At 40.9% G+C, this 24319-nt stretch carries 18 protein-coding genes; 7 read left to right on the top strand and 11 right to left on the bottom strand.

Annotation, left to right across the window (positions count from 1 at the left end):
- Nucleotide 1 precedes the first annotated feature (1 nt).
- The 3 genes from AN391_RS14420 to AN391_RS14410 all read left to right on the top strand — a co-directional run bounded on the left by AN391_RS14420 (nucleotide 2) and on the right by AN391_RS14410 (nucleotide 5821).
- Nucleotides 2-3082: an efflux RND transporter permease subunit gene (locus AN391_RS14420; RefSeq protein ID WP_055016049.1), complete on the top strand. Its 3081-nt coding sequence runs from the start codon at nucleotides 2-4 to the stop codon at nucleotides 3080-3082.
- Nucleotides 3083-3217: 135 nt separating this feature from the next.
- Nucleotides 3218-5113, top strand: a complete 1896-nt coding sequence (locus tag AN391_RS14415) for a DUF294 nucleotidyltransferase-like domain-containing protein (RefSeq protein WP_055016048.1) — start codon at nucleotides 3218-3220, stop codon at nucleotides 5111-5113.
- A 3-nt stretch (nucleotides 5114-5116) separates the two neighbouring features.
- Nucleotides 5117-5821 carry a 3'-5' exonuclease gene (locus tag AN391_RS14410; protein WP_055016047.1) on the top strand — a complete coding sequence of 235 codons (705 nt, stop codon included), beginning with the start codon at nucleotides 5117-5119 and terminating at the stop codon, nucleotides 5819-5821.
- 94 nt (nucleotides 5822-5915) lie between these two features.
- On the opposite strand, the gene AN391_RS14405 is transcribed toward AN391_RS14410, so the two are convergent.
- The gene (locus AN391_RS14405; RefSeq protein WP_055016046.1) at nucleotides 5916-7496 is read right to left on the bottom strand and encodes a BCCT family transporter; all 1581 of its coding nucleotides are present in this window, start codon (nucleotides 7494-7496) and stop codon (nucleotides 5916-5918) included.
- Nucleotides 7497-7932: 436 nt separating this feature from the next.
- On the opposite strand from AN391_RS14405, the gene egtB reads away from it, so the two are divergent.
- Nucleotides 7933-9207, top strand: coding sequence for an ergothioneine biosynthesis protein EgtB (gene egtB / locus AN391_RS14400; RefSeq protein ID WP_055016045.1), 1275 nt, complete (start codon nucleotides 7933-7935; stop codon nucleotides 9205-9207).
- The gene (gene egtD / locus AN391_RS14395; protein WP_055016044.1) at nucleotides 9204-10178 is read left to right on the top strand and encodes an L-histidine N(alpha)-methyltransferase; all 975 of its coding nucleotides are present in this window, start codon (nucleotides 9204-9206) and stop codon (nucleotides 10176-10178) included. The genes egtB and egtD overlap by 4 nt, the downstream gene beginning before the upstream one ends.
- Nucleotides 10179-10182: 4 nt before the next feature.
- On the opposite strand, the gene AN391_RS14390 is transcribed toward egtD, so the two are convergent.
- From AN391_RS14390 to pxpB, 4 genes are all read right to left on the bottom strand, one after another.
- Nucleotides 10183-11022, bottom strand: a complete 840-nt coding sequence (locus AN391_RS14390) for a PhzF family phenazine biosynthesis protein (protein WP_055016043.1) — start codon at nucleotides 11020-11022, stop codon at nucleotides 10183-10185.
- Nucleotides 11006-12679: an asparagine synthase B gene (gene asnB, locus AN391_RS14385; RefSeq protein ID WP_055016042.1), complete on the bottom strand. Its 1674-nt coding sequence runs from the start codon at nucleotides 12677-12679 to the stop codon at nucleotides 11006-11008. Before asnB ends, AN391_RS14390 begins: the two co-directional genes overlap by 17 nt.
- A 424-nt stretch (nucleotides 12680-13103) precedes the next feature.
- On the bottom strand, nucleotides 13104-14036 hold the full coding sequence (locus AN391_RS14380) for a biotin-dependent carboxyltransferase family protein (RefSeq protein WP_055016041.1): 933 nt from the start codon (nucleotides 14034-14036) through the stop codon (nucleotides 13104-13106).
- A gap of 1 nt (nucleotide 14037) precedes the next feature.
- Nucleotides 14038-14697 (bottom strand): 5-oxoprolinase subunit PxpB, encoded by a 660-nt coding sequence (gene pxpB, locus AN391_RS14375; protein ID WP_055016040.1) that lies wholly within the window; start codon nucleotides 14695-14697, stop codon nucleotides 14038-14040.
- A gap of 195 nt (nucleotides 14698-14892) precedes the next feature.
- Here pxpB and msrA point away from each other — a divergent pair, with 195 nt between their 5' ends.
- Nucleotides 14893-16182 carry a peptide-methionine (S)-S-oxide reductase MsrA gene (gene msrA / locus AN391_RS14370; protein WP_055016039.1) on the top strand — a complete coding sequence of 430 codons (1290 nt, stop codon included), beginning with the start codon at nucleotides 14893-14895 and terminating at the stop codon, nucleotides 16180-16182.
- 133 nt (nucleotides 16183-16315) lie between these two features.
- Nucleotides 16316-17050 carry an ABC transporter substrate-binding protein gene (locus AN391_RS14365; RefSeq protein WP_235575969.1) on the top strand — a complete coding sequence of 245 codons (735 nt, stop codon included), beginning with the start codon at nucleotides 16316-16318 and terminating at the stop codon, nucleotides 17048-17050.
- A 977-nt stretch (nucleotides 17051-18027) separates the two neighbouring features.
- Here AN391_RS14365 and AN391_RS14360 read toward each other — a convergent pair.
- From AN391_RS14360 to AN391_RS14335, 6 genes are all read right to left on the bottom strand, one after another.
- Nucleotides 18028-18909 (bottom strand): LysR family transcriptional regulator, encoded by an 882-nt coding sequence (locus AN391_RS14360; RefSeq protein WP_055016037.1) that lies wholly within the window; start codon nucleotides 18907-18909, stop codon nucleotides 18028-18030.
- A gap of 315 nt (nucleotides 18910-19224) precedes the next feature.
- On the bottom strand, nucleotides 19225-19881 hold the full coding sequence (locus AN391_RS14355; protein ID WP_055016036.1) for a CoA transferase subunit B: 657 nt from the start codon (nucleotides 19879-19881) through the stop codon (nucleotides 19225-19227).
- Between the two features lie 15 nt (nucleotides 19882-19896).
- Nucleotides 19897-20595: a CoA transferase subunit A gene (locus AN391_RS14350; RefSeq protein WP_055016035.1), complete on the bottom strand. Its 699-nt coding sequence runs from the start codon at nucleotides 20593-20595 to the stop codon at nucleotides 19897-19899.
- A 45-nt stretch (nucleotides 20596-20640) separates the two neighbouring features.
- On the bottom strand, nucleotides 20641-21543 hold the full coding sequence (locus tag AN391_RS14345) for a hydroxymethylglutaryl-CoA lyase (RefSeq protein WP_055016034.1): 903 nt from the start codon (nucleotides 21541-21543) through the stop codon (nucleotides 20641-20643).
- On the bottom strand, nucleotides 21543-23534 hold the full coding sequence (locus AN391_RS14340) for an acetyl/propionyl/methylcrotonyl-CoA carboxylase subunit alpha (RefSeq protein ID WP_055016033.1): 1992 nt from the start codon (nucleotides 23532-23534) through the stop codon (nucleotides 21543-21545). The genes AN391_RS14345 and AN391_RS14340 overlap by 1 nt, the downstream gene beginning before the upstream one ends.
- An 8-nt stretch (nucleotides 23535-23542) precedes the next feature.
- On the bottom strand, nucleotides 23543-24313 hold the full coding sequence (locus AN391_RS14335) for an enoyl-CoA hydratase/isomerase family protein (protein WP_055016032.1): 771 nt from the start codon (nucleotides 24311-24313) through the stop codon (nucleotides 23543-23545).
- Nucleotides 24314-24319: the final 6 nt, after the last annotated feature.

Here is a 24319-nt window from a genome sequence, read left to right as displayed (position 1 = left end):
TATGAAACAGCAACCTATGATGCACGATTTACCCTCGATGGCGATTCGCCGCCCAGTCCTTATTGTGGTGCTTAACTTATTAATTATTATTGCAGGTATTGCGGCTATAGCGGGAGTTGAAGTAAGAGAGCTTCCTGATGTGGATAGACAACGTATTACGGTTTCGGCCCCGTTTCCTGGTGGCTCGCCTGAGACCGTTGATACCGAAGTAACCAGTAAATTAGAAGGCGCAGTGGCACGTGTAAGTGGCGTTAAATCAATACGTGCACAAAGTGAAGAAGGAAATGCACGTATAGTGGTCGAATTTAGACCAGGGATAAACTTAGATGACGCTGCAAATGAGACGCGTGAGTCTGTTGCACGTGTAGAGCGTGACCTTCCAGAGGAAGTAGAGCGTGTGTCTATTATTAAAGCCGACAACGACGCCGAAGCGGTTGTATCGCTAACTGTATCCAGTGAAAGTTTATCGCTCGAAGCACTTACAGAGCGCGTAAATGTTGACTTAGCGCCACAATTTTTAACCATTCAGGGTGTCGCAGATGTACGCTTAAACGGTGATAGAGAACGAGTATTAAGAGTACGTATAGACCCACTAAAACTAAGTAGCTTTAATTTAACTGTGCCCGATGTAGCACAAGTGCTCAGCCAAGCTCCATTTGATGTACCTGCAGGGAGTTTAAAGGCAAACGATCAGCAAATTATTGTCCGTGCTGATGCTACATCAATCACCCCTGAGCAAGTGGGCGATATAATAATTCAAGGCGACACCCGTATTAGCGATATTGCAGCCGTTTATTTTGGGCCTGCCGATCCGCGCTCTATGGTAAGGCTAAACGGTAAACCTGTTATTGGTATGGAAATTATTCGCCAAGCACAATCAAATACAATTGAAATATCAGATGAAGTCCTCAAGCTTATAAAAAATATGCAAACGCGCTTTCCTGAAATGGAATTTACGCTTACCTCTGATGATGCACAATTTATAAGAAGCTCAGTCGATGAAGTAATTTACTCTTTGTTACTCACTGTACTGTTAGTGGTAATCACTTTATGGGTATTTATTGGTTCTTGGCGTGCTACTTTAGTACCTGCTTTTGCTATTCCTGTTGCTTTAATTGGTTCGTTAGCGCTTATATGGGCACTGGGTTTTTCAATAAATATTTTAACCTTGTTGGCGCTTGTATTAGCCACTGGCCTAATTGTTGATGATGCCATAGTAGTAAGTGAAAATATTCAGCGCCAGCGAGGGCTTGGCTTAGGACGTCGAGCAGCTGCCGTAATAGGGACCCGAGAGGTGTTTTTTGCTGTTGTGGCAACCACCGCAGTACTGGCTGCTGTATTTATACCCATTGCATTTTTGCCCTCTACGGCGGGTCGCTTATTTAGAGAGTTTGGCGGTGTTCTTGCAGGCGCCGTGATTATATCAAGCTTTGTTGCACTTTCATTAGTGCCTGCGCTTACCTCTAAATTAAAGTTAAAGCAGGGGGGCTTTCACCCGTTTGCAAAGTTAGGTCACTGGCTTGGCGCAATTTATACAAAATCAATTCACAAGGTGCTTAACCACGCATGGCTTACGTTTTCGGCGTGTTTATTGGTTGCCGCGGGCTCTGGGGCATTGTACGCCAGTTTAGATAGTGAGCTTTTGCCCACAGAAGACCGAGGTAAAATTCGTATATTTGCACGAGGCCCAGATGGTGTAGGGCTTAACTTTATGGATAGGCAAGCGATAAAAATGGAAGACATTTTACTTCCGTTTGTCGATAGTGGCGAAATCGAGTCTATTTATACTGTAGTAGGCCAATGGGACCCTAATATTGTGTTCATCACTGTACCTTTAAAGCATTGGGATGAGCGCCATTTTAGCCAACAAGAAATTATTAACAAAATACGACAACCGCTTGGCGATATTCCAGGAGCACCGGCATACCCAGGTGGTGCAAATAGTTTAAATTTACGCGGCCAAGGGGGAGGCGTTGAAATAGCGTTACTTGGTCAAGATTATTTGCAAATATTTAAAGCGGCACAGCAGTTTTCTGCGGCCTTAGAAAAAGCTGTTCCTGAGGTGGCACCTGTGCGTATTTCGTATCAACCATCGCAGCCACAACTTCGTGTAAATATAGACAGACGACGTGCACAAGAGCTAGGAGTAGCACTAAACGACATTGCCATTACCTTGCGCGCAGCAATAAATGGCGACGACGTAGAAGATTTAAACATTGGCGATCAGTCTGTGCCAATTATGCTACAAGCGCAAAACCAAACCATAAACAGTCCAAGTGATTTGGCAAATTTATACATCAGAGCGGGTAATGGCAGTTTAGTTCCGTTAAGTAGTGTGGCGTATATTTCTGAAGAAGGCGTGGCTGCAGAACTTGAGCGACATGCTCAGCGTCGTTCAATAGAGCTCAGCATGGAACTGCCAGAGTCGTTAACCATAGCTGCTTTAGTAGAGCAAATAAAAACCGTGTCTGAACAATCGTTAGAGCCAGGTATTGCTCTTGCGTTTAAAGGTGAAGCGCTAACGTATGAAGAAACATCCAGCGAAGTACTCATAACCTATGTACTTGCTTTTTTAATCGTATTTTTAGTGTTGGCCGCGCAATTTGAAAATGTAAATAGTGCCATTGTGGTAATGATAACTGTTCCCTTTGGTATTACCTTGGCCATATTAGCGCTTTATTTAACCGGTACGTCGTTAAACATTTACTCTCAAATAGGTTTAGTGATGCTGATAGGCTTAATCGCTAAAAATGCGATTTTGCTTGTTGAATTTGCAGATCAGTTACGCGATCAAGGCTTAACGGTCAGAAAAGCTGTCGAGCAAGCTTCAATGGTGCGTTTGCGTCCAATTACAATGACCCTTATATCGACACTGCTTGGTGCGTTGCCGTTAATTCTCTCTACAGGCGCAGGGGCTGAGGCCCGAAATGCCATAGGCTGGGTGGTGTTTGGCGGCTTAGCATTGGCGGTATTGTTTACGCTTTATCTTACTCCTGTAATTTACTTAGGCTTAGCACGTTTTACCACACCAAGAGGGGATGAATCTAAGCAACTCGCACAAGAGCTTGAAAAAATAGACTAACCTTAAAGCCATGCCCAGCCATGTTCTTAAATTATAATGTGCTGGGCATGCTTATGGGTTGATTGGCAGACCTTGTTTGTTAAGATAGCTTCTTAAGCATATTCATGCCTTTTGTCTGGCCACAAGGAATCCTCAATGCAAGCCGAACAAGTTGAAATTGCGCAATTTCTAGCGCAGCACCCGCCATTTGATGACTTACCCACAAACGCGTTAAACGAGCTTGCGCAACAAGTTGAGGTTGCTTACTACCGCTCGCAAACTGATATATTAACGCTGGGCCAAGATATCGCTGATTTATTTATTGTTCGCAGTGGCTCTGTGGAAATATATCGTCGTAATAACGAGCTCTATAATCGTTTAGATGTAGGGGGGATTTTTGGCCAAATGGGCCTATTGATGAACCGTAAAGTACGTTTTCCTGCTAAAGCATTGGAAGATACGCTGGTTTATTGTATTAACTTTGAATTGTTTAATCGTTATTGCGATGAGTTTGATAGTTTTGCTGATTATTTTGAAGCTGATGGCAATGTACGTCTTCGCCAAGCGTTAGTTGAACAAGCCGACAGTAACGACTTAACAACCGCCAAGGTTAAATCACTCATTCACCGGGATGTAGTAACGCTAAGTACTCAAACAACCATTCAAGATGTTGCTAAAGTAATGACAGAAGAAGCGGTATCTTCTGTTTTAGTTACCGATTTAGACAAACCCATTAGTGACGATCCTGAAGAGGACGATGGGCAAATTGTCGGTATTATCACCGACCGCGATATACGCACAAAAGTGGTAGCACAAGGGCTAGGCCTTGACGTTACCGCAGATAAAATTATGTCGACGAACCTTGTACTACTTGATTCAAATGCGTATGTATTTGAAGCCGTGCTTGCTATGCTGCGTGATAACTTGCACCACTTACCTGTTGTGCAAAAACGCCGTCCCATTGGGGTTATTTCATTATCCGATATTTTAAGGTACGAGTCGCAAAGTAGCTTACTTTTAGTACGCGGTATTTTAGCGCAGCAAACGATTGAAGATTTGGCACATTATGCTCGCCAATTACCGAGTGTATTTGTGCGTATGGTAAATGAAGATGCTAATTCGCATATGATTGGTACGGCAATGGCCGTAATAGGGCGTACTTTTAAACAGCGCTTATTGGTATTAGCTGAAGAAAAGTATGGTCCGCCGCCAGTACCTTACTGTTTTATAGCGTTAGGCTCTATGGCGCGAGATGAGCAGCTTATTGTAACAGATCAAGATAACGCGCTTATTTTAGATGACAATTATGATGATGCAAAACATAACGAGTACTTTCAAAATATTTCTGATTTTGTGTGCGATGGCTTAGCGCAATGTGGTTATACCTATTGCAGTGGCGAGATTATGGCCTCGTTTAAAAAGTGGCGCAAAACACGCTCGCAATGGTTTGATCAATTCTCACAATGGATAGCCTTACCCAAACCACAAGCACTGCTTAACAGCTCTATATTTTTTGATTTAGATGGGGTGTGGGGTAAAACAAAGTGGGCCGATGAGCTAAAAATTTTTATTGCCAAACAAAGTAAACAAAACCGCGTATTTATAGCGAATATGGCTGCTAATGCCCGAAACCGCACACCGCCACTTGGTTTTTTTAAAGGCTTTGTGCTGGAGCATAACGGCCAGCATAAGCGCTCAATGAACTTAAAGCGACGAGGCACCGCGCCGCTTTCTGATGTAATAAGAGTGCATGCACTGGCGATAGGCTCTCGTAAGCAAAATTCATTTGAACGCCTTGAAGATATTATAGAGTCACGCCTGTTACCTGAGGGTAAAGCGCAAGATTTACGTGACGCGTTAGAATACATTGCCATGATGCGAATACGCCATCAAGCATGGCAAATAGAGCAAGAAGAAGAGCCCGATAACGACATAGACCCGCATTTGCTTTCGCCGTTTGAGCAACGTAATTTAAAAGAAGCATTTGCCATACTCGAAAAAGCACAAAGCTACTTAAAGTTTAGCTACTCAGCCAATGCGGGTGTTAAGTAACGAATGGCTAAAAAATCGTATTTTGACTGGCAGGCCCATTATAAAACGTTGGCTAAAAACGCTAAAAATGAGCATTTAAAAGCGTTTTATCAGCACGCTTATGGTGATACGCACACGCCAATAAAAGACATTTCGTTTGTGGCTCTTGACTTTGAGACAACCGGTCTAAATAGTGAGGTAGACGATATAGTTAGTATTGGCTTAGTCCCTTTTACATTGCAAAGAGTGTATTGCACAGATGCTAAACATTGGGTGGTACAACCGCGTAAAAGCTTAAGTGAGGAGTCGATTGTTATTCATGGTATTACTCACTCAGAGGTAGATGATGCCCCTGATTTAACCTCACGGCTAAGACCGCTACTTAATGCACTTAGTGGTAAAGTCGTGGTCGTACATTATGCAGCGATAGAGCGGCACTTTCTAAATAATGCGTTACTTGCGCGAATTAACGAAGGGATCCAGTTTGCGTTAGTCGACACTATGGAACTTGAGCAACGAGCATTGCGCGCCCGACAAGGGTTAATAGGGCGGTTGTTTAATCAAAAAGTAGGTTCACTGAGGCTAACTGACTGTCGAAGTCGCTACTCTTTGCCTGCTTATCATAATCACAATGCGCTAACTGATGCATTAGCCACAGCAGAGTTGCTGATTGCACAGGTGCAATATCATTTCCGTGATGACACACCATTGGCTGAGTTACTAAGCTAAATCTATTTTTAAATTTATTAAACAACGTTTATTTTAGTCAATAAAAACGCCGCAAATAATGCGGCGTTTTTTATAGTTATGTTATTAAAGCTAACTACTTAGCAGCACGAGGCTCAGTACGTAGCCCTAACAATAGGCTTACACACATGAGTAGTAACACTAAAGTAAACGGAAGGCCCGTTGAAACAGCCCCCGCTTGCAACGCTTGAATTGCTTCTGTACCGCCAATCCATAAAAGTGCAGCGGCAATAGAGCCCTCAACCGAAGCCCAAAAGATGCGTTGTGGTACAGGTGCATCTACTTTACCGCCTGCTGTGATAGAGTCGATAACTAATGAACCCGAGTCAGAAGAGGTAATGAAAAACACTAATACTAAAACCACAGCAAGGAACGAAAGCACGCTCGACATTGGCAATTCGTCTAGCATTTGGAACATTGCCATAGGTACATCGGTTAAACCGTTTACGCCTAAGCTGCCTACACCTTGCACAACTTGGTCGATGGCTATACCGCCGTAAATAGACATCCATAAAATAGTAACCGCAGTAGGAATTAATAATACAGCGATTAAAAACTCTCTAATTGTACGACCACGAGAAACACGCGCAATAAACATACCTACAAACGGTGACCACGAAATCCACCATGCCCAGTAAAAAACTGTCCACCCGTGCATCCATGTTTCGTCTTCACGGCCATGTGGGTTGCTCAGTGGGATAATATTTTCGATGTAGCCCATTACCGTGTTTGGTACATTACCAATTGCCACTGCAAAGCCAACTAAACCAACAAACAAAAGTAAGGCAAATGCGATAAGCATATTTATATTACTAAGTACTTTTACGCCGCCATCTATACCGCGCACAACTGAAATAATAGCCAGTAAGGTAACGCCAATAATAACCAATAATTGTGCGCCTACACCGCCATCGGTACCAAATACATGATTAATACCTGCAGAAGCTTGCTGTGCCCCCAAACCTAAAGAGGTTGCAAGGCCAAACAAAGTAGCAAGCACAGCAAGAATATCAATAATATGACCAGGCCATCCCCACGCTTTGTCGCCTAATAGTGGATAAAAAATTGAGCGGATTGATAAAGGAAGACCTTTATTATAAGTAAAAAACGCAAGGGAGAGTGCTACAACAGCATAAATAGCCCATGGATGAAGCCCCCAGTGAAACATAGTAGCTCCCATCGCTACTTTTGCAGCTTCTGGTGTATTAGCGGTTACATTTAGCGGGGTCTCGTACCAGCCTGTAAAGTAAGCAACTGGCTCTGCAACACCCCAAAACATTAACCCAATACCCATACCTGCAGCAAATAACATTGCAAGCCATGACATACGCGAGTGCGTTGGTTTGGCTCCTTCTCCACCTAAACGGACATTACCGTATGGCGATACAATCAGCGCCAAGCAAAAAATAACAAAGAAGTTTGCTGCCCACATAAAAAACGCATCAAAGTTATTTATTATATCGAGTTTAATACCATCAAGTGTTGATTTTGCTGTTTGCGCATCAGTAACAAGAATGGCGACTAAAAAGATGACAATCAAACCGGCACTAATACCAAAAACAGGATTATGTATATCAAACCCCCATTTTTGTACGTTATCTTGACCTACGGTGTAGTCCGTATTATCAATACTATACTTGTCATGATTTTCGCTCATGAATACCTCTTATGTTGTCCTAACAAGCCAGAGAGCTCCGGCATAATACTAAGTTAATTACCTCTAAAGTAAGTTGCAATATTTACAATAAAACTTATTTGAGAACTAATTAATTTAATCATAGATCATACCCTTAATAGTGTATGAGTTAAATCGTAAATGTAAAACTATTTGGTTATAAATCACTGATTACTTAGTGCTAAATGCTATTTATAGATAGAAATATAAGCTATTGTTAATTCAGTGAGTATTAAAAATTAGTTTGTTATTAAACTAAAATTAATGCTACTTCATAAAATTTGTTTATTAGTAAATGAATTTCCCTTCAATATGAACGGGTTTATTACCAGTTTAATCATTATGTAACATGCATAAAGGTAAAATCTGAGGTAGGCTATATTTTAATCACAAAAGAGTGAAAAGGACGAACTTAAATATGCTAAACACGCAAGCGAACGAAGTGCACAGCTCTGAGAAAACACAGGCACAATTTCAGCTAGTTCGCCAACATAGCCTTACACTTATAAAAGATTTAAGTGCAGAAGACTGCCAATTACAAGCAATGGATGATGTAAGTCCAATAAAATGGCATTTAGCACACGCCACCTGGTTTTTTGAAACATTTTTACTTGCAAAGTACCTGCCTAACTACACACTCTTTGATGAACAATTTAAGGTATTGTTTAACTCCTACTACAATGGCATAGGTGAGCAATTTAAGCGTGCGAATAGAGGATGTTTATCTCGCCCTAGTTTAGAGGTGGTGATGCGCTACAGAGCCTATGTTGATAATGCCGTCAATGAGCTACTTCAAACAGGCACTGACCAAACACTGTGTAATATAATAGAACTTGGGCTGAATCATGAGCAACAACATCAAGAGCTCATGCTGATGGATATTAAATATAATTTTTCGGTTAATCCTAGTTTTCCTGTCTACCGCCAAGCCCCGAGTAACCTAATCGAGGGGAGTTATTCGTTAGGCACTTTAAAATATACCGAATTTAGCCAAAGCATAACCAATATAGGGGCTGATGCCAAAAATGGCTTTTCGTACGATAACGAGCAACCTCAACATCAAGCTCTTATTCATCCGTTTAGGTTTGCAAACCGACTAGTGACAAATAGAGAGTATTTAGAATTTATAGAGGCGGGGGGGTATAAAACTCCATCATTTTGGTTAAGTGATGGCTGGGCTAATGTAAACGCTCAGCAAATTAGTCACCCTTTATACTGGCAGTGTATTGAGGGGCAGTGGTTTGAATTTACCCTTTACGGATTGCAGCCCTTAAATTTAGATGCGCCAGTGAGTCATATAAATTATTTTGAAGCGGCAGCTTACGCTAATTTTGTGAGTGCGCGTCTACCTACTGAATTTGAATGGGAGTATGTAGCCCAGCAACAAGTACTTAAACAACCGCAAAACAATTTGCTCACGCCAACTGTATGTAAACAGCCAGATACCGTCTCACAATTAAGTGATACATGCTGGCAGTGGACTAATAGCGCTTATTTACCTTACCCAGGCTTTAAACCCTTTAGCGGAGATGCAGGGGAGTACAATGGTAAATTTATGAATAACCAAATGGTTTTACGTGGCGGGTGTGTGTTTACCCCAAAAAACCATTTAAGGCCGACCTACCGTAACTTTTTTTATCCACACCAAGCGTGGATGTGCAGCGGCATTAGACTAGCAAAGGACTTACTATGAGCCAAGTAACAGCAATTAATCAGCAATCAATAACCGATCTAGACTTTTTAAATGATGTATTACATGGACTTGCTCAACAGCAAAAGTCGTTGCCGTGTAAGTATTTTTACGATGATAAAGGGGCGGCATTATTCGAGCAAATAACCTCTTTGCAAGAGTACTATGTTACCCGTACTGAACTTGCCATCTTAGAGAATCACTCAAAAGCCATCGCTAATATATTGCCAGAAAACCTATCAATTATTGAGCCAGGCTGTGGCTCAGGTAAAAAGGTCGCGTATTTACTTGCCCATATGAGCAACGTAAAAACCTTTGTCCCCTTTGAAATATCATCAGAAATGCTTAATTACTCGTTAGCGCATTTATCGCCGTTATTCCCGGAGCTGGCCATTACGCCACTATTAGGTGATTTTACCCATAGCCAAATGGTTAAACAGCTAACAAAAGACACTGCTTTAGATAGCCAAACAAATTTAGTTTATTTTCCAGGTTCTACACTAGGTAACTTTGCGCCAGTAAAAGCCATAGAAATCATGAATAATTTTTACCGTTTGTGCGGCGTTGATGGTTACGTATTAATAGGAATTGATTTAGTAAAAGAGCGACAAGTGTTACTAGATGCCTACGATGATAAAGCCGGCATTACCGCCGCCTTTAATAAAAACTTACTACAGCGTATAAATAACGAATTAAATGGCACGTTTATTTTAGATAATTTTAAACACGAATCGCGATTTAACGAAGTGCATAGCCGCATTGAAATGCATTTAGTGAGCAAGTGTAATCAAAGTGTGGTTATTAACGATAAGCAAATAGACTTTGTAGCGGGAGAGAGCATTCACACTGAGAACTCGCACAAATATACGCTTGAGGCGTTTAAAAACCTTGCTGCCCAAGCTAATTTATCGCTTGAACAAACATGGCAGGACGAGAAAAGCTATTTTGCACTTTGCCTACTAAGGCCAATGTAACCGCTTAACTTACAACGACCTGGTTGCTGTTAAACGTATAGTTTAGCAGCGCACCTTTTGATGACTGCTGAATAAGAGTTGCTTCATTTAAACCATGTAGTCTAAAAATAAGTGGCGCTATAACCGACACAGCGGAGCCTGTAGCCGAATCTTCATTTACCCCAAATTGCGGCGCAAAATACCTAAAATGCGCGCAGGCATTGTTTTTATCAATACTATGTATTTGCAATGCAATTACCGCATTGTTATGCATATTTGCTAGGCGCGTAAAATCAACCTCTAATTGCTTTAAATCAACTATATGTTTAAACAGTACAACGGTATAACCGCTCTTATGAGCTGTTGAGTAAGTTGCTTTTATAGAATGTGAAAATACACCTTTAAGGCTATTTTCCTCATCAACCTTTCTTAAATTAATAGCCGCTAGCTGAAGTTGCACACGGCCTTTATCACGCTTCATTTTAAACCGCTCTTTATCGTTCGAAATAAAGTATAAAGGGCAAAAGCTAAAGTGGGCTAATAAACAGTTTGCAGCAGCAAGGGTGCCATGGCCACAGCGCTTAATTTCTGATGTTTGGTTAAACCAGCGAATGTTACATACATGGCGAGAAATTTCGCTTTCATTTAAAAAAACGGTCGCAGGGTGCTGCGAATTTGCGGCAATATTTTGCATTACGCGCGTACTTAACCCTTGTTTATAAATAACAATTAACGCACGTGAACCAGCTAAGTTAAAACGTGAACTAGAAAATACAGGAACTGAATAGAGATGCTTTATATACCGCAACATAGGCTGCTTGAGCCTACATTGCGATAAAAAGGTGCGTTTAGCCTTTGCTTGCATACGCGTCGTTGTGGACGCCTGCAGCACGGCCTGATGGGTCAGCATTATTTTGAAATGATGCATCCCATGCAAGTGCTTCAGGGGTTGAACACGCAACCGACTTACCATGTGGCACACATTTAGCTGATGCATCACCAGGGAAGTGTGATTCAAAAATAGAGCGATAGTAATACGCTTCTTTTGAATCTGGCGTATTAATTGGGTATTTAAACTTAGCATTAGCAAGCTCTTGGTCGCTTACTTGCTCGTTTACAAACTCTTTTAACGTGTCTATCCAGCTGTAGCCAACACCGTCAGAGAATTGCTCTTTTTGGCGCCACAGTACTTCTTCAGGCAGGTAGCCATCGAAACCTTCACGTAAAATGTGCTTTTCAATTTTGCCATCTTTACACATTTTAGCTTCAGGGTTGATACGCATAGCCACATCAACAAACTCTTTATCAAGAAACGGTACACGTGCTTCGACGCCCCATGCAGCCATTGACTTATTAGCACGTAAACAGTCAAACATATGCAGCTTTGACACTTTACGGTTTAGCTCTTCATGGAATTCTTGTGCGTTTGGTGCTTTATGGAAGTATAAATAGCCACCAAATAGTTCATCAGCGCCTTCGCCCGATAACACCATTTTAATACCCATAGCTTTAATTTGGCGCGCCATTAGGTACATTGGCGTTGAAGCACGTATGGTGGTTACATCGTATGTTTCAATGTGGTAAATAACCTCACGAAGCGCATCAATACCTTCTTGAATGGTAAAGTGAATAGGGTGATGCACTGTGCCAATCATATCCGCAACTTTTTGCGCAGCGGCTAAATCGGGTGACCCCTCAAGGCCTACAGAAAATGAATGTAGCTTAGGCCACCATGCGTCACTTTCATCGTTATCTTCAATACGTTTAGCAGCAAAACGTTGCGTAATAGCCGAAATTACCGACGAGTCTAAACCACCTGATAGCAATACGCCATAAGGGACATCACACATTAGCTGGCGCTTTACAGCGCCCTCTAACGCTTCTTTTACGTCTTGCGCTTGTGCACTGTTATCTTTAACTGCGTCGAAAGTTTCCCAATCACGTTTGTAATAAGGCTTAAGCTCTCCATCTTTGCTATAAAGGTAATGACCTGGAGGAAACTCTTCAATATGCTTACAAATTGGCGAGAGCGCTTTAAGCTCAGAAGCAACATAAAAATTACCATGCTCATCGTGGCCAGTATAAAGTGGAATAATACCAATGTGATCTCGGCCAATTAAGTACGCATCGTTTTCTTCATCGTATAAACAAAATGCAAAAATACCATTTAGGTCATCTAAAAACTCAGGCCCTTTTTGTTTGTATAACGCTAAAATAACTTCACAGTCTGATTGAGTCTGAAATTCAAAATCAACTTCTAACTCTGCTGCCAGCTCTTTATGATTATAAATTTCGCCGTTAACCGCTAATATATTTGTTTTTTCAGGGTTATATAATGGTTGTGCGCCGCTTGAAACACCTACAATGGCTAGGCGTTCATGCACTAAAATCGCTTTTTCAGATGAATATACACCAGACCAATCTGGGCCGCGGTGCCTTAGTAACTTTGACATTTCAATTGCTTGGGTACGCAACTGAGTGGCGTTAGATTTAATATCTAATACACCAAAAATTGAACACATAGTAACTCCTCATTCCTATTATGTGTGCAGCAAAGCAACGTTGCTGTACTGCGAAACCTTGTTTTATCAGAAATAATTACTCAAGTCACACTGCTTTTGCAATTAATTAAGAATAATTTATGCACCAAGCGCAATGCTTGCGCACCATGTTGGTGCTTTGTGCGAAGGTGCGTTTATATTTAAACCAAATTTATTATAAAAAGTGGCGTTAGTAAGGCAGTTAGCGCATGGTTTTAAAAAATGAACTTCACACAAACGCACCAAATGTGTGCGAAATTTAAAGTAAAACTTAATTGTCTTACTGTATATTTTTTGTGTTTAAAGTTATTAACTACCTAAACTCAGCTTATTATTGCCTCTAAGCAAAGCGCAGTTAGCTATTTTAAATAGCCGCCAAATAGAGGCTTAATTGCCCACTTTATAATTAACTGTATTTAAGCGCCAAGCTGAGCTGGTGTAAGTGACCTTCAAGCTTTTGTTTTGCCAATTTAGCTTGCTCATGGCTTACCTGCTTAAATTCAATAGAGTCACCGGGTCTAAATTGGGCAAATTGATGTAAATCAGCCTCTATTACCGTACCAAGTAATGGGTAGCCACCGGTTGTTTGAGCATCGTTAAGTAATACAATAGGCTCGCCACTGGGCGGTAATTGAATCGAGCCTGGGCCTGTGCCCAATGAGGGCAGTGAATGACTATGCGTTAAGGGGCTTTCGTTTGTTAGTCTAAGTCCCATTCTGTTACTGTTATGGCTGACTTTAAACGATGTAGAAAAAAACTGTTTAAGAAGCGTATCACCTAATAGCTGTGCGTGCGGACTTGCATGAACCCGAATCACTTTCAATTTAGGCGGGGTAATAGCACCGCGCTGTTTAAAGCGCGTTATTGGCACGGGCGATGTTTTTATCGGGATAATATCGCCCTCACTCAGCGCTTTACCTGCTAAACCACCAAAGAGCGCGTTTAAATCGGTTGATTTTGAGCCCATCACATCTTTAACATCAATGCCACCTTGTACGGCTACATAGGCACGCAAACCAGCGCGACCCGTATCAAAGCTTAAAGTTTGTTTCGCTCTTACTTGGTAACTCCAACCTGGGTACAAGGGTGTTTCATCAAGCGCAGCGTTTAAATCAGCGCCTTGTAATGCGATAACTGTATCGGTTTCAAACTGTAACTCGCACAGGCCTAATGTCACCTCAAGCACAGCTTCATTATCTTTGTTACCCACTAATTTATTAGCAATTATTTGTGCGTAAGGGTCTAAACAACCCGCTTGGCTAACACCTAAATGTCGATAACCGTAGCGTCCGCTATCTTGAATTGTAAGTTGTACGCCGGGTTTAAGAACTTTTATCACGTTATGCTCCTTGCACTGTGTTTATTGAAACAAACGATAGCGTATCGCCGGGTTTGAGTAAGCAAGGTTCTGCGTGTGTGCTATCAAACAGAGGCGTATTAGTGTGGCCAATAATATGCCAACCGCCAGGTGTTTCTGCAGGGTAAATGGCGGTTTGATCTGAACCTAAAGCAACCGCACCTGTAGGGACTTTAGTACGCGGCGTATCTCTGCGTGGGATATGCAAGCGCGAGTCTAATCCATGAAGGTAGGCAAAACCGGGCTGAAACCCTAAAAATAAAACGTGGTAAGTGGTTTGACTGTGTATTTGAATAATTTGTTGGGGTGTTAAGTTAGTTTGTTTGGCAACAAAATCTAAATCTTCTCCTTCATAAGTAGTGTGTATTTTATGATGAGTGCCTGTAAATGTTGATGCGTGAACTTTGTCCCATAAATCTGGGAGAGCGTTCTTCCATTTTTCTAAATTATAAGCCGATTTTAAATAAAGCGTTAAAGAGTTCATGCCTGGGACTAAATCGATAAATTCGTTACTTTGCTTTAGCTGCTTAGTGAGCGCCCAAATTTTTTTTTGAGTGTCTAACACATTGTTTTGTTTATGCTGTGTGGCATCTAATAGCAAACTGTTATTTGTTAAAGTAAATACCTGTGATAATGCAGTCATAATTTAATCTTTTTATACAACGTGAAGCAAAGCTAACATAGTTTTGTCAATTTAATCAGTACCTAGCCATAAGAAAACCGGCGAAAATAAAATGTAGACTCAAACTGAATACAAATTTAGTACGTATTTATTTGCTGAAATAAAAACATGGTTGGTTAGGTCTTAATTAAAACACGCAGGTATTAAGAGGTATTTATGACATTTTCTCGAACAGTTTATTTATTGGGCGCTGCTATTACCTTTAGCGCCGGCTGTTTTGCCCTATCAACAGAAAAAATAGAGCACAGCAACGTAGCGGCCACCATGCACATAAAAACCATAGTGTTAGGCTCAGGGTGTTTTTGGGGAGCCGAAAAACGTTACGAAGCACTAGAGGGGGTTATAGATGCAGAGTCGGGTTATGCTGATGGACACGGTTTTAAAGCAACCTATAAAAATATTACCGACCAATCTCGTCGTTTTGACGAAAATAACTACGCTGAAGTAGTGCAAGTTATGTACAACAGCAATGTGATTTCTTCTAAAGCATTGATACAAAATTACTTTGAAAGCCATGATCCTACTCAATTGAACCGCCAAGGTAATGATATTGGCACGCAGTACCGATCAATTATTCTTACCACCACAAAAGAGCAAGCACAGCTTGCAGAGCAAGTTAAAGCCGAGTATCAGCCGTTATTAACAGAAGCAGGTTATGGCCAAATAAAAACAATAATAAAACCGCTTGAGGGGTTTGTATCTGCTGAGGAGTACCATCAAAATTATCTACAGAAGAACCCTAATGGCTATTGCCCAGATCACGCCACAGGTGTGGTTTTTAATAAAACTAAAAAAGCAGATGCAGACAATAACTTTTTACTAAGCGGCAAGCACATTGTGGTACTAGATTCACGGGAGTATTGCCCTTACTGCGAAAAATTTAAAAAATTAGTAGCAAATGATTATAAAGGCTCAATCCCTTTAACCTTTCGCCATGCAGATGAGCTCAAGGGGTTAACCATAAAATCGGCAACGTGGGCAACCCCTACAATTTTATTTTTAGAAAATGGTAAGGAGGTGTATGCACATCAAGGCTACGCGTCTCCCGCTGAATTTTATAAAGCGCTGGGTGCATTTAAGTTAGGTGATAGTGATGCATACGAGGTGGCATTTCATGAGCGCACAGACAGACCGTATTGCAAAGAGTATAAGGAATTTAAAAATACCCCCGATGGCGTATTTGTAGATAAGTTAAGTGGTGAACCCTTGTTTGATACTCGAGATAGATTTAATTCGGGCACAGGTTGGCTGTCGTTTAAGCATCCAGTAAAAAATAGTGTGACTAAACACAAGGATACAAGCTGGGGTATGACACGAATTGAGCTTAAATCTAAAAGTTCAGGTATTCATTTAGGGCATTTATTTATAGGTGAAGGGCCTAGAGGTACGGATAGGTATTGCATTAATGCCACAGTGTTGGAATTTAAACCCCGCGACAAAAGCTAATTTTAAGGGCGATTCGTTCGCTCTTCTTTAAATAAATATAAACTTTAATTAACTGCGATTATGTTATATAAGTTTAGGTATCAACCAATAAAAGTGACGTTAAACTATCAAACTGATTAACACTTTAGCACTTGTGTATGGGCTTATAGCAATAAGCCCAACCCAAGCACAGCCAAATGAAAAATATGTAATAGGCGTAGAAAATATAGAATATCTGCCTTATTACGATGGTAGTGGTACTTACAAACGTGATTATTTTGGTTTTAGCAAAGAGCTGCTGGAGTTATTTGCAAAACAGCAAAATATCAAGTTTGAGTTTTATACTTTACCAATTCCTCGCCTATATAAAGAGTTTATAGAGCATCACCATGTTGATTTTAAGTATCCAGATAACCCTAATTGGCAAGTAAGCTACAAACGTCAGCACCAGCAAAGCATTAATTATTCTGTGCCTTCATTAGTTACACATACAGGTATAGCAAGTTTAAAAGACAATATTAAACTTGAAGATTGCAAATCACTTGCAAAAGTGCGTGGTTTTACATTACAAGGGCTTAATAAATTAACTTCAATGCCTAACTTAAAAGTAATCGAAAACGATAATGTTATCGAGATGATTTACTTGCTGCATAAAGAGCGAGTTGATTGTATATATATTTCACACGATGTACTTAAGTATAATATTGAGGAGTTTTTCGATACCCCTGTACCTGTGTTTTTTCAGCATCAACTGCCAGTTGATCATCAAGCGTTTATGCTATCGAGCATTAAGCACCCACATCTTATTAGAAAGTTTAATGTATTTTTAAAAGAGAATGAAAATACCATTAAACAGCTCAAACAAAAGCATAACTTTATAATTGAATGATTCTAATCCGCAATAATAGTAAATCATTTGGTGGGGGTGATGTGTGGCTGTGTATGTTTAAAACGCGCATTTAAAACAATTGAATAGCGAATTTTTACTCAGCTATTAATATGGTTCTTAGCCTCAAAATAGATCATTTAATTAAGCGTATTAACGTACAAGGGCAGGGGCAAAAAATAGTGCTTATAAAATAAAAACGGCCCATATAAGGTCACCACCTCACATGAACCGCTTTTCACACTGACAACATCTTACACACACAATATAAGATTCGGTTTGCTACACAGTAGCTAATTTAGTTATTGCTGGGTGCTGCTGGTGGAATAAAAAACAGTTCAAACCAAGTCACCACCTAACTTGAACTGCCTTTTCACACTGACAACATCTTACACACACAATATAAGATTCGGTTTGCTACTCAGTAGCTAATTTAGTTATTGCTGCGTGCTGCTGGAATAAAAAACAGTTCAAACCAAGTCACCACCTAACTTGAACTGCTTTTTCACACTGACAACATCTTACACACACAATATAAGATTCTTTTCTTACCTTATTAGAGCTATCACATCTAAAAAGGTTGCATTTATTTGGTGCAAAACAGTAAATACTATCTAATTAGTAAACATGTTTAGCTGTTTGCTTTTGATGGGTTAACTTTAAAATAATCGTATTTGTCAGACAAACGATAAAAATAAAACCAATAAGTGAAAAAAATTAAGCTATAGACTTTAGTCTAAGCCTCCTCTCTATATTATTGATTTTTAATAAGTTAATTTTCAATGACTCGCTTGCAGTAAAAAGTAAGAGTTTAAATAAAAAAATATAATTAATAATAAATGATTAAACGCTATGGGTAAGCGTAAAAAATAATGAAGAACTACAGTTTACTATGTGCAGCCTTAGGACATGCTAAGTGCTGCACACTAAAAGTAGGGGAGTAACCAAACAAAAATACCATGGCGTATATTATTTCAACACTAACCTTGAATGTTGCTAAATGTAGATACCACCCACTTAGCAAATAAATCCAGTGCTGGGTTGGGCGTATTAGCTTCGTGCTGCACTAAGTAGTATTTATCTTTAGTTGTAAGGGGCTGCTGAAACAATTTATAAAGCCATTTTTCATCAAACCAGCTTTGGCTGATAGGTAGCGGTATAAGTGAAATACCTATACCTTGCTGGGCAGCGCGAGCGACCCCAAACATACTATCAATTTGGATAATTTGTGTAGGAGAAAAGTCATCTATGCCCGCTTTTTCAGCCCATTGGTGCCATGCCCATGGTCTTGCTTTATGCAGAATTAGGGGGACTTGATTTAATGCTTGGCAATGATCGTCTTTCCACTGTTTTAACAGTGCTTCGTTACACGCAGGGATATATTCAAGATTAAATAACTCTGTTGTCAGGCCTTCTGTAGGCTTACTAGATGATAAAACAATCGATAAATCGCTGTGTCGGGTTAGCTCTTTACGGGTTTTAAGCGTATCCATTTGCAGGTTTATATTTGGATGCTCTGAGGTCCACTCACTAAGCTTAGGCATGAGTAGTTCACTGGCAAAAAACTCAGGCAGCGTAATGGTTATATTAGTATTTTGCTGTAACTGACTAAATTCGTTGATGGTGTTCTCAAGTGTATAAATAATGGGTGAAATAGCATCAAAAAAGTTTTTACCTGCAGCGGTTAAGCTAATGGAACGAGTTTGTCGCTGAAAAAGCTCTATACCAAGCTGTTCTTCAAGCTGTTTAATCTGATGGCTTACCGCAGAGGGGGTAAGGTACAGCTCTTTAGCTGCATGTTTAAAACTTAAGCTTTTTGCTGCAAAGCAAAAAGAGCGGAGGCCTCGAATAGGAGTTTGCATGTTTTCCAAAAATCGTTTAATTAATTAAAGACGCCTTTATTAGGCAATAATCGAACCAATAATTTAAATTAATAATATCAATAGTTTAATTTTAAATATAGCGCTAGTTCACAAAAAAGGTGCAGACTATCTACAAATTAGTGCAAAAAATTTAAGCGCTTACATTTAAAGTTATTTGTATTATAGATAATATTTACTACAACTGTATTAAAAGTGAAAAAAATTTAAAGCGGGCAAAAAAAATCCCTCTAGCGAGGGATTTTGGGTAACTCAGCGCCATTGGCACTGGGAATGAGGTCGGTACATGGTGAAGCGTTAAAAAACCATTTCTGGCACTTCACCGTCAACAAGTAATTTACCTGCTGTTTTACTAATAATTTCATCTACCGATACGCCTGGTGCGCGCTCAAGTAAATGAAAAGCGCCGTCTTTAACTTCAAGTACGGCTAAATCCGTTACTATTTTTTTTACGCAGTTAACGCCTGTTAGCGGTAAAGCGCATTTCTCAAGCAGTTTTGACTCACCATGTTTACTGGCATGGGTCATAGTAACAATAATATTCTTTGCGCCTGCAACTAAATCCATTGCGCCGCCCATACCTTTAATTAGCTTTTTTGGGATCATCCACGACGCAATGTTGCCACTTTGGTCAACTTCAAATGCACCCAGAACTGTTAAGTCTACATGACCACCCCGTATCATGGCAAAACTATCTGCACTATTAAATATGGCTGCGCCTGTTGCAGCTGTCACGGTTTCTTTACCCGCGTTTATCATATCGGCGTCTAGTTCGGCTTCAGTGGGATATGGTCCCATCCCTAAAAGCCCATTTTCGGACTGTAACATAACTTCTATACCTTCTGGTACAAAGTTTGCGACGAGTGTCGGAATTCCTATGCCTAAATTAACGTAGTAACCGTCTTGTAGTTCTTGTGCAACACGCATTGCAACTTGTTCACGTGATAATGCCATAACGTCTGCTCCTGCTTAATCTCGTGTTGTTACACGTTCAATGCGTTTTTCAAAGTTACCTTTAATAACGCGGTTTACAAAAATACCAGGGGTATGAATTTGACTTGGTTCTAGTTCGCCTGGCTCTACAATTTCTTCTACTTCAGCAACGGTAATTTTACCTGCTGTTGCCGCCATAGGGTTAAAGTTCATGGCAGTGTGCCTAAATACTAAATTACCATATCGGTCTGCTTTCCATGCTTTTACAATAGCAAATTCACCCGTGATGGACTCTTCTAAAATATAAGGGCGGCCGTTAAACTCTTTAACATCTTTACCCTCAGCAACAGGCGTACCGTAACCTGTTGCAGTATAAAATGCAGGGATACCGGCACCACCGGCGCGCATTTTTTCTGCAAGTGTACCTTGCGGGGTAAGCTCTACATCTATTTCACCATTTAATAATTGCTGCTCAAACAAGGCATTTTCACCTACATATGAGGCGATTACTTTTTTAATTTGTTTATCTTTTAGTAAAATTCCTAATCCAAAGTCATCCACACCGCAATTGTTAGAAACCACGGTTAGCTCTTTGGTATTCATTTGCTTAATTTGTTTAATTAAGCCCTCTGGGATACCACATAAGCCAAAACCGCCAGCAATTATAGTATCGCCATCTTTTAAACCTGCCATCGCAGCTTCGTAACTAGAAACCACTTTATCAAAACCGGCCATGAGTCTCTCCTCATTGTATTAACTGCCAATTGGCGAGTTAAGCTATTATTTTTGTGTGTTGCCTAATGCAATTGAAACTTTGCTTACAGGCGTTTTGCCAAGTGCTTGCGTAATTTTCCAACCAGCGCTACTTAACCTTTGTAAATCAATTCCATGCTCGATGCCAAGCCCGTTGAGTAAGTAAACCACATCTTCGGTGGCAACATTTCCTGACGCGCCCTTGGCATAAGGGCAGCCGCCAAGGCCAGCAACAGCTGCATCAACCGTTGCTATACCTAAGCTTAACGCTGCGTAAATATTTGTGAGCGCTTGCCCGTACGTGTCATGAAAATGCACCGCCAGTTTCGATTTTTCAATATGATCAAGTAAAAGTGTTAAAAGCGTAGTAACTTTGTTTGCAGTGCCAACACCTATGGTATCGCCAAGGCTTATTTCGTAGCAGCCTAAATCTAAAAGCTTTTGCGAAACGCTAAGTACTTTATGCGGGTCTATTTCCCCCTCATAAGGGCAACCGAGCACGCAACTCACATAACCGCGTACACGTATGTTATTGGCTTTTGCAAAGGCCATAACCTCGCTAAAGCGCTCAATACTTTGTTCAATACTGCAATTTATATTTTTTTGGCAAAACGATTCGCTTGCGGCGGTAAATATGGCAAATTCTTTTATGCCAACGGCATGGGCCGCTTGGGCACCTTTTAAGTTGGGTGTAAGCGCACTTAAATTTGCATTGGGTAAATTAAGCGCCGTTATTACTTCGGCTGAATCGGCCATTTGTGGCACCCACTTAGGCGATACAAAGGCGCCGGCTTCGATATTTTTTAAGCCAGCATCACTAAGTGCATTTATTAATGAAATTTTATCAGATGCAGTAACCGATTTTTCGTTTTGTAGGCCATCACGCGCACCTACTTCAACAATTTTAACTTCGCTGGGGAAGGCCGCCATTACGATGCCTCCTGCGCCGTGGTGTCTTCTACAATTGCTAATAAAGCGCCGTGCGAAACTAATTCACCTTCATCAAAGCAGTAGCTTTGTAAAATACCATCGTGCGGTGCATTGAGTGTATATTCCATTTTCATGGCTTCAATAATCACTACAGCATCGCCTTTGGTGATGGTGCTGCCTACATCAACTAAATGCTTAACCACAGTACCATTAAGTGGCGCCGCAAGGGGCAGGGCGTCGTTTTCATGGCTACTAATGTAATGTTTAGTGTTTAAAGCAAGCTTAATTTGTAGCGAAGCAAACATCACGCTAATACTGCTATCAAAGTGGCTAACATGGGCGGTAAATTTTTCCCCATCAATAAACACATTACATACGTTTTGGTTTACAGAGCCTGCTATATCGAACGACTTTTCATTATGCGTTACAACATAACCCGTTTTAGTTTTAACACCACTGATGGTTAAGTCTTTAAATGGAACATCTACTTTTTGTGGGGCGTTAAGCGTAAAACCACTTAATTGCTGCCACGGGCTTGCACTTTGAACAGCTTCGTTTTTAGCGCTAAGCGTTTCAAGGTAGGCAAAAGCTGCAATGAGTTGTGCTTTTTCAAGCGCGGCGCTATCAACACTTACCAATGCATCGCCTTGCTCGGCAATAAAGTGAGTACTTGGCGCACCTTCAGCGAACCTAGGGTGGCTTGCTAAATTATGTAAAAAGCCAATGTTCGTGCTAAAACCCGCTAAGTGAAATTGCTCAAGTGCTTGGCGTAAACGCCCTAATGCTTGCTCGCGATCATCATCATGCACAATAAGTTTTGCAATCATCGGGTCGTAATACGGGCTTATTTCATCACCTTGTGCAATGCCAGTATCTATACGTACAAACTCGTTGTTAAGCGGTGTATTTAATGATTCGATTACGCCAGAGCAAGGAATAAACTCGTTACTTGGATCTTCTGCGTAAATTCGCGCTTCAAAGCTGTGACCTTGTAGTTGTATGTCAGATTGCGTTAACGGCAGAGTTTGCCCAGCGGCAATATTAATTTGCCAATTAACTAAATCTACGCCGGTGACCATTTCTGTTACTGGGTGCTCTACTTGCAGACGCGTGTTCATTTCCATAAAAAAGAACTCATCGCCACACAGTAAAAACTCAACCGTACCTGCACCGCGGTAGTTTATTGCAAGGGCACAGCGTACTGCAGCTTCGCCCATTTCTTTGCGCAGTGCATCACTTAAACCAGGCGCTGGGGCTTCTTCAATAACTTTTTGATGACGGCGCTGTAATGAGCAATCACGATCCCCTAAATACACACAGTTACCGTGGTTATCGGCAAATACCTGTACTTCTACGTGGCGAGGCTGGTTAACATAGCGCTCAAGCAGTACTAAGTCGTTACCAAAACCAGCTATTGCTTCACGCTGTGCGCCTTCTAGTGCACTTATAAAATCTTTAGCTTGCTCAACAACACGCATACCTTTACCGCCGCCGCCAAAGGCCGCTTTAATTAGCACGGGGTAGCCAATTTTTTCAGCCTCAGATTGTAAAAAAGTAGGGTCTTGATTATCACCATAGTAACCTGGCACTAATGGTACATTGGCAGCGGCCATAATTTCTTTAGCGCGAGTTTTAGAACCCATGGCTTCTATGCTGCTAGCCAATGGGCCAATAAACGCAATATTGTTGGCTTCACAGGCTTTAGCAAACTCGCTGTTTTCAGATAAAAAACCATAGCCAGGGTGGATACAATCGGCCCCGCTTGTTTTCGCAATATGTATAATTTTATCTGTTACAAGGTATGAATCTTTGCTTGGCGCTGGGCCAACATGGTAGGCCTCATCCGCCATTTTTACATGTTGTGCGTGTTTATCGGCATCAGAATAAACGGCCACCGTTATTAGGCCCATCTGTTTTGCTGTGCGCATTATTCGGCACGCAATTTCACCGCGGTTGGCAATGAGTATCTTTTTTAATGTGTGTGTGTTCATAGTTAATCCTACAGTTGCCAAGCGGGAGGGCGTTTATCAAAAAAGGCACTGAGTCCTTCTTGGCCTTCGTCAGATACCCGAATGTTTGCAATACGTTCGGCCGTAAGCTCAATAAGTTCATCATTAATAGGCTTATTTGCTACATCATTAATCAACGATTTAGCGGCTTTTACAGCGACAGGGCCATTGTCGATTAATGTTTGCAGAAGGTTATCAAGCGCACAGTCTAAATTACCGGTAACCTGATGAACCAAACCAAGTTGCTTTGCTGTGTGGGCATCAAACACCTCGGCAGTTAAAAAGTAGCGCCGTGCCGCGCGCTCACCAATGGCTTTAATTACATACGGACTAATTACCGCAGGAATAAGGCCTAGTTTTACTTCGCTTAAGCAAAATTGGGCATCGTCTTTACTCAGAGTAATATCGCAACAGGCAATTAAGCCCAGCGCGCCACCAAATGCCGCGCCTTGCACAGCACATACAGTAGGGTGAGGAGAGGTCGCTAATACCTGCATTAATTTAGCAAGCTGCATTGAATCAGCAAGGTTATCGGCGTAATTGTTATCAGCCATAGATTTCATCCAGGCTAAGTCGGCGCCTGCTGAAAAATGTTTACCCTCAGTTTTTAAAACCAAAGCGCGAATATCGAGCGTATTTGCATGCTCTATGCACTGAATTAGCTCATGTATTACTTCACTGTTAAAAGCATTACGCTTTTCAACTCGGCTTAAAACAAGTACAGCCACATTAGATTTTGTTATTTGTAGTGTTACTGACATTTTGCG

The sequence above is a fragment of the Pseudoalteromonas sp. P1-13-1a genome, assembly GCF_001401875.1.
Taxonomy (GTDB): domain Bacteria; phylum Pseudomonadota; class Gammaproteobacteria; order Enterobacterales; family Alteromonadaceae; genus Pseudoalteromonas.
This window is presented reverse-complemented; position numbering and strand designations above follow the sequence as displayed.